Annotated in this window: 10 protein-coding genes; all 10 read right to left on the bottom strand. The window is 59.9% G+C overall.

Going from position 1 to position 11,861, the window contains the following annotated elements:
- Window positions 1–218: 218 nt before the first annotated feature.
- The 10 genes from panD to dksA all read right to left on the bottom strand — a co-directional run bounded on the left by panD (window position 219) and on the right by dksA (window position 11,685).
- Complete coding sequence (gene panD, locus ACA051_RS25200; RefSeq protein WP_003228271.1) at window positions 219–599, bottom strand: aspartate 1-decarboxylase; 381 nt, start codon at window positions 597–599, stop codon at window positions 219–221.
- Between the two features lie 187 nt (window positions 600–786).
- Entirely contained in the window at window positions 787–1,647 is an 861-nt protein-coding gene (gene panC, locus ACA051_RS25195; protein ID WP_497305507.1) for a pantoate--beta-alanine ligase, read from the bottom strand.
- Window positions 1,644–2,444 (bottom strand): 3-methyl-2-oxobutanoate hydroxymethyltransferase, encoded by an 801-nt coding sequence (panB, locus tag ACA051_RS25190; RefSeq protein ID WP_497372356.1) that lies wholly within the window; start codon window positions 2,442–2,444, stop codon window positions 1,644–1,646. Before panB ends, panC begins: the two co-directional genes overlap by 4 nt.
- A gap of 365 nt (window positions 2,445–2,809) precedes the next feature.
- Window positions 2,810–3,295: a 2-amino-4-hydroxy-6-hydroxymethyldihydropteridine diphosphokinase gene (gene folK, locus ACA051_RS25185; protein WP_497305503.1), complete on the bottom strand. Its 486-nt coding sequence runs from the start codon at window positions 3,293–3,295 to the stop codon at window positions 2,810–2,812.
- A gap of 3 nt (window positions 3,296–3,298) precedes the next feature.
- Complete coding sequence (locus ACA051_RS25180; protein WP_461976826.1) at window positions 3,299–4,699, bottom strand: polynucleotide adenylyltransferase PcnB; 1,401 nt, start codon at window positions 4,697–4,699, stop codon at window positions 3,299–3,301.
- 803 nt (window positions 4,700–5,502) lie between these two features.
- Complete coding sequence (locus ACA051_RS25175; protein WP_497305499.1) at window positions 5,503–6,939, bottom strand: sigma-54-dependent transcriptional regulator; 1,437 nt, start codon at window positions 6,937–6,939, stop codon at window positions 5,503–5,505.
- 22 nt (window positions 6,940–6,961) lie between these two features.
- On the bottom strand, window positions 6,962–9,916 hold the full coding sequence (locus ACA051_RS25170) for a sensor histidine kinase (RefSeq protein ID WP_497372355.1): 2,955 nt from the start codon (window positions 9,914–9,916) through the stop codon (window positions 6,962–6,964).
- Window positions 9,900–10,076 carry a hypothetical protein gene (locus ACA051_RS25165; RefSeq protein WP_003176118.1) on the bottom strand — a complete coding sequence of 59 codons (177 nt, stop codon included), beginning with the start codon at window positions 10,074–10,076 and terminating at the stop codon, window positions 9,900–9,902. Before ACA051_RS25165 ends, ACA051_RS25170 begins: the two co-directional genes overlap by 17 nt.
- A 77-nt stretch (window positions 10,077–10,153) precedes the next feature.
- Window positions 10,154–11,050, bottom strand: a complete 897-nt coding sequence (gene gluQRS, locus ACA051_RS25160; protein WP_497305497.1) for a tRNA glutamyl-Q(34) synthetase GluQRS — start codon at window positions 11,048–11,050, stop codon at window positions 10,154–10,156.
- A 194-nt stretch (window positions 11,051–11,244) separates the two neighbouring features.
- Window positions 11,245–11,685 (bottom strand): RNA polymerase-binding protein DksA, encoded by a 441-nt coding sequence (gene dksA, locus ACA051_RS25155; RefSeq protein ID WP_007902025.1) that lies wholly within the window; start codon window positions 11,683–11,685, stop codon window positions 11,245–11,247.
- Window positions 11,686–11,861 lie beyond the last annotated feature (176 nt).

Raw genomic sequence — 11,861 nt, 5'->3', positions numbered from 1 at the left:
GGGTTTCCTTTTTACTTGAACGGCTTTTTGAACACAAAAAATCCCGGAGCGCTGCGGGTGGGCGTCCGGTCAACTGCGTCGACACGATTTCAATGACACAGGGCGAATACAGTAAACCTCGCGCTGCGATCTGTCTTGACTTTGTCTAACACGTTCCCGGTACTTTTTTATACACAAAGCAGGGAACGGTTCGACAAACGGGAGTGGCGTCGGTTCGATCAGGCGACCTGAACCGGAATGGCATTGCTGGTGTGGCTCAGCTCATTGCCCGGCGCCATGTAGAGCATGCGCGGCTTGAAATTGAGCAGTTCGGCTTCGCTGTAATGCGCGTAAGCGCAGATGATCACCCGGTCACCGACCTTGGCCTTGTGCGCGGCAGCACCGTTGACCGAGATCATGCGCGAGCCTTCCTCGCCACGAATCGCGTAGGTGGTGAAGCGTTCGCCGTTGTCGACGTTATAAATCTGGATCTGTTCGTATTCACGGATACCGGACAAGTCCAGCCATTCGCCATCGATGGCGCAAGAACCTTCGTAATCGAGTACTGCGTGAGTGACTTCGGCGCGATGTAGCTTGGCTTTGAGCATGATGGCGTGCATGAGTGTTTTCCCAGGTCGGAATCGAACGGCGGGCAGTTTGCCCGAAGGCATAAAGGGCAGCAATACAAGGCGCGAGGGAGCAGCCCTCTGTAGGAGCCGGCTTGCTGGCGATGGCCTCACCGCGGTGCATTTGCCGGACCGAGGTGATGCTATCGCCAGCAAGCCGGCTCCTACAGGGGATTTGTGTTTAGGCGGGGGCGTCGAGGTTCAGGTGCAGGTTGTCGATCAACCGTGTGGTGCCGAGGAACGCCGCAACCAGAATCACCAGGTCCCGATCTTCCGGGGTCGCCGGACGCAAGGTTTGCGCGTGACGAATTTCCAGGTAATCGGTGCGCAAACCCGCCGCTTCGAGCTGCTTGATCTGTGCATCGATCAACGCCGGGAAATCCCGCTCGCCCTGTTTGATCGCCTCGGCAATCTGGCTCAGGCCGCGATACACCACCGGCGCAACGGCCCGCTGCTCTTCGCTGAGGAAACCATTGCGCGACGACAACGCCAGGCCATCGGCCGCCCGCACGGTCGGCTCGCCAATGATCTGCACCGGCATGTTCAGGTCATGGACCAGGGATTTGATCACCGCCAGTTGCTGGTAGTCTTTCTGGCCGAAAATCGCCAGGTCCGGCTGGACCATGTTGAACAGCTTGCTGACGACCGTCGCGACGCCTTCGAAATGCCCGGGACGGCTGGCGCCACACAGGCCTTCGGAGAGTTGCGGGACGCTGACGCGGGTCTGGCCGGCCATGCCGTCGGGGTACATTTCTTCGACGGTTGGCGCAAACAGCAAGTGGCAACCGGCCTGGAGCAGTTTCTCCTGGTCGGCGGCCAGGGTCCGCGGGTACTTGTCGAGGTCTTCGCCGGCGCCGAATTGCAGCGGGTTGACGAAAATGCTCGCGACCACGAAATCCACCCGCTGGGTCGCTTTGGTAATCAGCGCGACATGACCGCTGTGCAGGTTGCCCATGGTCGGCACGAAGCCGATGCGCTTGCCTTCGTTGCGGGCGCGAGCCACGGCGGCTCGCAGTTCGCGTACTGTTTTTACGGTGTTCATGCAGAGAATCCGTGTTCGATCCCAGGGAAAGTAGCTGCTTTGACTTCAGCGACATAGGCGCTCAGTGCAGCGTGAATGCTGGTCTGGCCGCTCATGAAGTTCTTTACGAATTTAGGTACGCGGCCGGTAATGGACAGGCCGAGCATGTCGTGCAGGACCAGGACCTGGCCATCGGTGTCACTGCCGGCGCCGATGCCGATCACCGGAATGCCCACTGCCTGGGTAATTTCCTGGGCCAGTTCGCTCGGTACGCACTCGAGCAACAGCATGGCTGCGCCGGCCTGTTCCAGCGCGATGGCGTCGGCGCGCATCTGCCGCGCCTGGTTCTCGCTGCGGCCCTGGACTTTGTAACCGCCCAGCATGTTCACCGATTGCGGTGTCAGGCCCATGTGCGCGCACACCGGGATGCCCCGTTCGGCCAGCAGGCGGATCGAGTCGGCGAGCCACAATGCCCCTTCAACCTTGACCATGTGCGCACCGGCCTGCATCAACAGGGCGCTGTTGGCCATGGCTTGTTCGGTGGTGGCGTAGGCCATGAACGGCAGGTCGGCGAGGATCAGCGCATCGGCGTTGCCGCGTTTGACGGCTGTCACGTGATAGGCCATTTCCGCGGTGGTCACCGGCAGGGTGCTGTCGTGACCTTGCAGAACCATGCCGAGGGAGTCGCCCACCAGCAGCACTTCGACGCCAGCCTGATTGCAGGCGTGGGCGAAGGTCGCGTCATAGCAGGTCAGCATGGTGATTTTTTCACCTTTTTGCTTCAGACCTTGCAGAGTGGTCAGGGTGATGGCTGGCATGAAAAGTTCCTCATTCAGGCGCTTGGAAACTACTGCGAGTAACGCGCGTGATTCTTCGTTAAATACAGGCGCACGCTCTGATGTCGTGCTTTTAAGGCCTGGATTGCGCCCTTCAACGCCGTGTTGGCGGCAGCGGGACGCCTATAGTCGTGAGGAGAACTCGGGAAGTCAATTGCATGTGTTACCGCATTGTTACGCGGGGGGTGTTACCGGGGTAACTGATGCGATTCAGCAGCTGCAATCTGGTGTTCAACACAAAACCAATGTGGGAGCGGGCTTGCTCGCGAATGCGGTGTGGCAGTAAACATTGATGCTGAATGACACACCGCATTCGCGAGCAAGCCCGCTCCCACAGGGACTTTTTGTCAATTTGGGGAAAGGCGTTCCAGGCCGACGAACGGGCAGGCGGCGAGTAATGCCTTCAGACTGCGGCCATCGGCCAGATGCAGATCCGCAGGCGTCAGTTCGGCCAGCGGATACAGAACGAAGGCCCGTTCCTGCATATGGTAGTGCGGCACCTTGAGGCGTGGTTCGTCGATCAGGCGATCGCCAAACAGCACGATGTCGAGGTCCAGCGTGCGTGGGCCCCAGCGCTCAAGACGTTCGCGGCCCTGTTCGTTCTCGATGGCTTGCAATGCATCGAGCAGGTCCAGCGGCGGGAGTGTGCTGTCGAGGGCGGCGACCGCGTTGGTGTAGCGCGGTTGACCGGGCAGGAGCGAGTCGCTTTGATAAAACCCGGACACCCCGACCAGTTCGGTCTGCGGCAACTGCGCCAGCGCCTCGACGGCGCTGCGCAATTGTTCGGCTGGATCAGCCAGATTGCTGCCCATGCCGATGTAGATGCGTTCCATGGATTACTCGCCCGTGGCACTCGGTGCGCCAGCCGCACGTTTGCGCTTGGCGCCACCGCTGCGGCGACGTTTGCGTGGAGCGCCGGTGCCTTCATCCTTGCCGCTGAGGTCGCGGATCATGTCCCGACGCTCACTGTCATTGGCGTCCTGATAGTCAGTCCACCATTCACCCAGGCCATCAGTCTGTTCGCCAGCGCTTTCGCGCAGCAGCAGGAAGTCGTAACCGGCGCGGAACCGCGGATTGTCCAGCAGCAGGTCGGCACGCTTGCCGCTGCGGCGAGGAAGTCGCTCCTGCATGTCCCAGATCTCGCGGATCGGCATGGTGAAGCGTTTCGGAATCGCGATCCGCTGGCACTGCTCGGCAATCAGCTCGTGAGCGGCTTCCTGCATCGCCGGAATTGGAGGCATGCCGCGTTCTTGCAGACGCAGTACGCGAGCCGGCAGGGCAGGCCACAGCAGTGCGGCAAACAGGAACGCTGGGGTCACCGGTTTATTCTGCTTGATCCGCAGGTCGGTGTTGATCAGCGCTTCACTGATCAGCGTGTGGGTGTACGTCGGGTTGTATTCCAGCGCCTCGGCACTCGCCGGGAACAGCGGATCGAACAGCTGCAGGTCGACCAGCATCTCGAAGGTGTCCGCGGCATGGCCGGAGAGGAACAGCTTGAGCACTTCTTCGAACAATCGGGCCGACGGGATCTCGCGCAGCATCGGCGCCAGGTCTCGGATCGGCGCGGCGCTGTGTTTTTCGATACCGAAATTCAGCTTGGCGGCAAAGCGCACGGCCCGCAGCATCCGTACCGGGTCTTCCTGGTAACGCTGCTTCGGGTCGCCGATCAGGCGGATCAGGTGATTGCGGATGTCGTGTACGCCGTTGGCGTAGTCGAGAATGCGCTCGCTGACCGGATCGTAATACAGGGCGTTGATGGTGAAGTCGCGGCGTTGCGCGTCTTCTTCCAGCGTGCCATAGACGTTATCGCGCAGGATGCGCCCGCTCTCGTTGCGGGAAGACTGGTTGCTGTCTTCTTCCTCATCGTTTTGCGGGTGATTGGCGCGGAAGGTCGCGACTTCGATGATTTCGCGGCCAAAGTGGATATGCACCAGTTTGAACCGGCGACCGATGATCCGCGCGTTACGGAATTCGGCTCGAACCTGTTCTGGCGTGGCACTGGTGGCAACGTCGAAATCCTTGGGCGTGATGCCCAGGAGCATGTCACGCACACAGCCGCCAACCAGGTAAGCCTGGTAACCGGCGTTCTGCAGGCGCTCGACGATGTTCACCGCATAACGGCTGAATTGGGCCTTTTGCAGCGAATGTTGGCCGCTGTTGAGCACTTCAGGCGTACTGCGAATGTGTTGCGTATGACGCTTGGGCGAACGGAATGACTGGAACAACTTCTTCAGCATGGGATGCACTGTTTGAAGGAATGTTCGGCCATAACGAAGAATGACCGCATGATGGGCGGGGATTCTAGCATTTAGTCGGGGGATGGTGTAGGAAGCGTGCGCACTGTGGCGAGGGGGGGCTTCTCGGAACGCCGCATCGCCCCGTTGGGTTGCGAAGCAGCCCAAGCTCCTGAGCGTTTGTGAAGTCTTGCCAGCGCTACGCACTGGAACGGGGGTAACCCCCTCCTCGCCGCAGAAACTACAAGGGGAGCCGAAGCTCCCCAAGAAAGTAGTTGCATGCTCTATTTTTATTTTTGATTCGGGCTTTTTGTTTTTATTAAGTGCCCTTGCCATGAAGTGTTTCCTTCATGACCCTCCCAATCGGGAGCCAAGAGCAAACGGATTGCTTTGGTCGCTGTGTTGCAGTGATCCTTCGATCCAACCAGTTCAGGCACTGTCTTAGGACAGTTTTTTATTATTCTCGGCCTGGTCGTGGGGCAAGCCCCAAATACAACGCCTCTCCAAAAGAATCAGTTAGCTGCGCCTCTCGCCGTCTTGTTTTTATTGTGCGTGAGTCGATTCGTCTTATTTTTATTGTCTTGTGCATTGCTTGTTATTGTTCTTGTACTAAACATATAGCAGGGTGCGTGCCAACTTTTGTGAGGTCCAGCAAAACTAGGGGGTAGGCGGGCTGGCAGGGTTTTTCGAGGTCGAAAAAAACCGGGGCTTCGTTACCGTAAGCCCCGGCTTCTGTTACGTGAAAAGACTGAGGTAACAGTTTTTTCACAAAGTCACGTGTTACCCGCACACCAGGCAGGCGGGGTTCAGCTCTCGCTGGCCACCCCGGTCTTGCGCCGCGGAATACCCAGGCGCTGACGACGTTCCCACAGGCATTTGCGACTAACCCCGAGTTTGCGGGCCAGTTCGGTTTCCGTCATGTGGTCCTGATGCTCAAGCACGAAGTGCTGGAAGTAGTCTTCCAGCGACAGGTCTTCGGTCGGCTCATGATTGCTGTTGCTGGCACCGTTGCCCTGTTGCGGAGGCAGACCGATGAAGTCGTCGTCTTCCAGGTCGCTCAGTTCGATGTCGATCCCCAGTAGCTCGGCGGAAATCTCCGGGCTCTCGCACAGGATGACAGCGCGCTCTACTGCGTTTTCCAGTTCGCGAACGTTACCCGGCCAAGAGTAATGACGGATTGCCTGTTCGGCATCCGCGGCGAACTTCAGGTCGGTGCGGTTGACTCGCGCGCTTTGTCGCGCAAGGAAGGCATTGGCGATCTCGTTGACGTCGGCACCGCGCTCGCGCAGGGCCGGCAGTTTCAGGGCGATCACGTGGAGGCGGTAATACAAGTCTTCACGGAACTGGCCGATCTTCGCCAGGCTCTTGAGGTCCCGGTGAGTCGCGGCGATCAGGCGCACATCGACTTTCTGCGACTGGACCGAGCCGACCCGGCGAATTTCTCCTTCCTGCAACACACGCAGCAAGCGGGCCTGGGCTTCCAGCGGCAGTTCGCCGATTTCGTCGAGGAACAACGTGCCGCCGTCCGCTGCTTCCACCAGACCGGCACGCCCGGCGCTGGCGCCAGTGAACGCACCTTTTTCATGTCCGAACAGTTCGGACTCGATCAGGCTTTCCGGAATGGCTGCGCAGTTCACCGAAATCATCGGCGCCTTGGCGCGTTTGGACAGGTTGTGCAGGGCGCGGGCCACCAGTTCTTTACCGGTACCGGATTCGCCCTGGATCAGGACATTGGAATCGGTCGGCGCGACTTTGCGGATCTTGCTGTACAGGTCCTGCATCGGCGGGCACGAACCAATGATGCCGATTTCGCCGTTGCTGTTATCGACACCCGGTTTTGCCGCGCCATTGGCCGCTTTGCCGGTGGCAGGTTCGCCGCCGGCCGGCAGCGATTGGCGGTCACGCAGGATACGGGCGACGGCCTGGAGCATTTCGTCGTGATCGAAAGGCTTGGCGATGTAATCCACCGCGCCCATCTTCATCGAGTCGACGGCCGAACGCAGGCTGGCGTAGCTGGTCATGATCAGCACCGGAGTACCCTGGCCGAGTTTGATCAACTCGGTGCCCGGAGCGCCCGGAAGACGCAAGTCGCTGACGATCAGGTCGAACGTGGGAATGGTGAAGCGTTCTTGTGCTTCCTGCACTGAACCGGCTTCGCTGACCTGGTACTGGTTACGTTCCAGCAGGCGGCGCAAGGCGGAGCGGATAATTGTTTCGTCTTCGACGATCAAAATGTGCGGCATTGATTCGATACTCTCGACGGTCTCAGTTCACAGCGGACGTCGCTTCGACATGACGCGGCAAAGTCACCCGGATACGGGTACCGCGTTGGCTTTGTACATCAGCCGGGCTGTCGATGGTGATTTGTCCATAATGCTCTTCAACGATGGAATAGACCAGTGCAAGGCCCAGACCGGTGCCTTCGCCAGGATCCTTGGTGGTGAAGAAAGGTTCGAACAATCTGTCCATGATGTTCTTCGGAATACCGCTGCCTTCGTCTTCCACGATCAAGTCGACCGTGTGTTCGCCGGCTTCGCTTTTGACCCGCACTGCGCTGCCGGGAGGCGAGGCGTCGCGGGCGTTTGAAAGCAGGTTGATAAGTACTTGCGCGAGTCGCTGCGGGTCACCTTCGCACCAGTGATCGGGGTCGCACAGGTTGTAGAACTGCACTTCGAAATTGCGTCGGTTCAGGGCCAGCAAACCAATGGCATCCTGGGCCACTTCCGCCAGACAGACGGGCTCGTCACTGTGCTGATGGCTGCCCGCGTGGGCGAAGCTCATCAGCGACTGAACGATGCGGGACACGCGTTTGGTCTGCTCAAGGATCTGCCCGCTGATTTCCTTCAGTTCGCCATCGTCTTCACGCTCTTCACGCAGGTTCTGCGCCAGGCAAGCGATGCCGGTGATCGGGTTGCCGATTTCATGGGCCACACCCGCCGCGAGTCGCCCGATGCTGGCCAGGCGCTCGGAGTGCACCAGTTTGTCTTCGAGCATCTGGGTTTCAGTCAAGTCTTCCACCAGCAATACCAGGCCACTGTTACCCGGCGCGAGCGGTTCATCGATCGCCGCTTTGTGCAGGTTCAGCCAGCGGGTCTGGCCATCAAGGGCCAGGTGCTGTTTGTGCAAATGTTCGTCCGGCAGATTGATGAAGCCCTGCAGCAATTCTTTCCACGGATCGGCGATGGTGCTCAGGCGCGAGCCGACCACTCGCTGCGCGGCAATCCCGGTCAGCTCCTCCATGGCTTTGTTCCACATGAGGATTTCCTGATCCTTGGCCAGCGAGCAAACGCCCATTGGCAATTCCTGCAAGGTCTGGCGGTGGTAGCGGCGCAGGGCATCGAGTTCGGCGGCAAGGCCGGTGAGGCGCGAGTGGTAGTCCTCGAGGCGGCTTTCGATGAAGTGGATGTCTTCGGTGACATAGTTTTCGCCACCGGCCTTGTACGGCAGGAAGGTCTCGACCATGTCCTGCGCCACGCTCGGGCCCATCAGGCCGGAGAGGTTGGCTTCGATTCGGTCGCGTAAGCGGCGCAAGGCATATGGCCGGCGCTCGTCGAATGGCAGATAGAGATCGCGCAGGGCTTGCTCGACTTCTTTCTGCGCGGCCTTGGCGCCCAATGGCTTGGCCAGTTGCGTGGCGAATTCCTGAGGCGAGGCGGCGTGCAATTCGCGGCGTTGCGGGCGACGCACGTTGTCCACGGCGCAGGCTTCGGCAGCGCTGGCCTCTTCGGGGCTGGCGTTGGTGAACAGCGAGATCAGGGTGAACATCAGCACGTTGGCGGCGAGGGACGCGATCGCGGCCATGTGCCAACTGGTGTCGTCCAGCACGTAGATCATGTTCAACAGCGGAATGTAGAAGCCCTGCAGGTTGCCGACCAGCGGCAACAACATGGTCACCAGCCACACCAGAATCCCTGCGAGCAAACCGGCGATGAAGCCGCGGCGGTTGGCGGTCGGCCAATACAGGACAGACAGGACCCCTGGAAGAAATTGCAGCGTGGCCACAAACGCGACGATGCCGAGATTGGCCAGGTCCTGTTCGGCGCCCAGCAACAGGTAGAAACCGTAACCGGCCATGATGATCGCAACGATCAGCGCCCGGCGGGTCCACTTCAGCCAGCGATAGATATTGCCTTCGGCCGGCGGTTGGTAGAGCGGCAGCACCAGATGGTTCAGCGCCATCCCGGACAGCGCCAGGGTGGTGACGATGATCAGCCCGCTGGCTGCCGACAACCCGCCGACATACGCCAGCAACGCCAGGGCTTTGCTGTTGGCGGCGATGCCGATGCCGAGGGTGAAGTATTCCGGATTGGTGGTGGCGCCGAGTTTCAGTCCGGCCCAGAGAATCAGCGGCACCGCCAGGCTCATCAACAGCAGGAACAACGGCAAACCCCAGCTGGCGCTGACCAGCGAGCGCGGGTTGAGATTCTCGGTGAAGGTCATGTGGTACATGTGCGGCATCACAATCGCCGAGGCGAAGAACACCAGCAGCAGCGTGCGCCACGGGCCTTCCTGCAAGGGTGTGTGCAAAGCGGCGAGGGCGGTCTGGTTTTGCAGTAGCCACAGTTCCAGCTGTTGCGGACCGTCGAACACGCCATACAGGGCATAGAGGCCGACACCGCCAATGGCGATCAGCTTGATGACCGACTCAAAGGCAATCGCGAACACCAGGCCTTCGTGTTTCTCTCGTGTGGCGATGTGGCGCGAACCGAAGAAAATCGTGAACAGGGTAATCAGCGCGCAAAAGCTCAGGGCCACGCGATGCTGCACCGGCTCGCGGGTCAGGATGCCGATGGAGTCGGCCACCGCCTGGATCTGCAACGCCAGCAATGGCAGCACGCCGATCAGCATGAAAATCGTGGTCAGCGCTCCGGCCCACGTGCTGCGGAAACGGAACGCGAACAAGTCGGCCAGCGACGACAGTTGATAGGTGCGGGTGATTTTCAGGATCGGGTACAGCAACACCGGCGCCAGCAAAAACGCTCCGGACACCCCGAGGTAACTGGACAGAAAACCGTAGCCGTACTGATAGGCCAGGCCCACCGTTCCGTAAAACGCCCAGGCACTGGCATACACGCCCAGCGACAGGGTGTAGGTCAGCGGGTGGCGAATGATCGCCCGGGGGATCGTGCCCCGTTCGCTGATCCAGGCGACGCCGAACAGCACCGCCAGGTACGCGGCGCTGATCAGGATCATCTGGGTCAGGCTAAAGCTCATCGGCATCTTTTTGGCTCTGCAGGATGAAGGTCACGACGATCAGAATCAGCCAGAGCAGATAAGGGCGATACCAGGCGCCAGTGGCGTCGATCCACCAATCCATGATGGCCGGGGAGAACAGGTAAATCCCCACTACCAGGAGCAGGACCAAGCGATAGATGTACATCCCGGCCTCTCTTTTTTATGCGCGTGCCCGAAAACGTGCGGCGATGGTAACGGATGGGCGCGCCACTGCAAGTGTGATCACTGTAGTTGCGCTTCGGGCAGGGTCAGTGTGCGTGGGATCTTCATGGCATCCCAGTGGACGATGCCCCAGTTCAACACTTCCCGTGGCGTGGCATAAGCCAGTTCGGCCCCCGGGTTTTGCCCCAGCGCGCGCAGTGCGCGCAGCAATAGCGGCGTTGCCTGGTCTTCGGCCAGTGGCGGCGAGCGGTAGGACTTGCCGAGCTTGTTGCCGTCAGGCTGTGTGATCAGCGGGACATGCAAGTAGCGCGGCTGCGGCAGGCCCAGCAGTTCTTGCAGGTAAAGCTGGCGCGGCGTGGAATCCAGCAAATCAGCGCCACGGACGATATCGGTGATGCCTTGCCAGGCATCGTCCAGCACCACCGCCAGTTGATAGGCGTAGAGCCCGTCGCGGCGGCGAATCACGAAATCGCCGACATCCCGACCCAGGTGCTGGCGGTACTCGCCTTGCACGCGGTCGATGAAGTGGTATTCCAGTTCCGGTACGCGTAAGCGAATCGCAGCGTCTTCGGTGCCGTGACCGGCATTGCGGCACAGGCCCGGATAAATGCCGTGATACGGCTCCAATTGTTTGCGCGAACAGGTGCAGGCGTAAGCGAGCCCCTGATGAAACAGGCGATTGACGACTTCGGCGTAGGCATCATGCCGCTCGCTCTGGCGCACCATCGCGCCATCCCACTCAAAACCGTAACTTTCCAGGGCTTTCAAGATAGCTGCCTGGGCGCCGGGTTCTTCCCGTGGTGGATCGAGGTCTTCCATGCGCATCAGCCAGCGTCCACCGACCGAGCGCGCGTCGAGGTACGAGGCCAGTGCGGCGACCAGCGAACCGAAATGCAGATGTCCACTGGGCGTGGGGGCGAAGCGCCCGATGTAGGCGGAAGGGGTGATGGCGGTCATAAGGCGATGTCAGGCTGTCCAATCGTTTCGAGCATGGCTTGAAGCCACCTTCGCGAGCAAGCTTCGCTCCTACAGAAGATCGCGCCAGCCTTTGTAGGAGTGAAGCTTGCTCGCGAAGGCAATGCCGAAGATGCAACAAATATCAGAAACAAAAACGGAGCGTTCGCACGCTCCGTTGTTCGTTCAAGTCGAGATTACTTGCCGACTTGCTTTTCCTTGATTTCCGCCAGGGTCTTGCAGTCAACGCACATGTCGGCGGTAGGGCGGGCTTCCAGTCGCTTGACGCCGATCTCGACGCCGCAGGACTCGCACCAGCCATATTCTTCGTCTTCGATCAGCTGCAGCGTCTTGTCGATCTTCTTGATCAACTTGCGCTCGCGGTCGCGGGCACGAAGTTCAAGGCTGAACTCTTCTTCCTGGCTGGCACGGTCGGCCGGGTCAGGGAAGTTGGCCGCTTCGTCTTTCATGTGATCAACCGTGCGGTCGACTTCCTGCATCAAGTCCTGTTTCCACTTATTCAGGATCTTGGTGAAGTGAGCGCGCATGGGCTTGCCCATGTACTCCTCGCCCTTTACTTCTTTGTAGGGTTCGAAGCCGCTGATCGACTGGTTTTGCTGCTTTGCTTGGGTGGGCATGAAATGGACCGCCTCTACTCTTGTAATCCATTGCGCAGGATTGCTCCATCACCGACACCTGCCGGCCCTGCGGCTGCAAGCGGGCGAACTTACCAGATCAAATCGGGCCGCGCTACTCCCGGATGTCGAGGTAGTGGCCCAAAGGGCTTGCAAATGATTGCAAAGCCCTGTCTGGC

The organism is Pseudomonas sp. LBUM1669 (assembly GCF_059695705.1).
The sequence above is the reverse complement of the archived record's forward strand: the minus strand, read 5'-3'. Positions and strand labels throughout refer to the sequence as shown.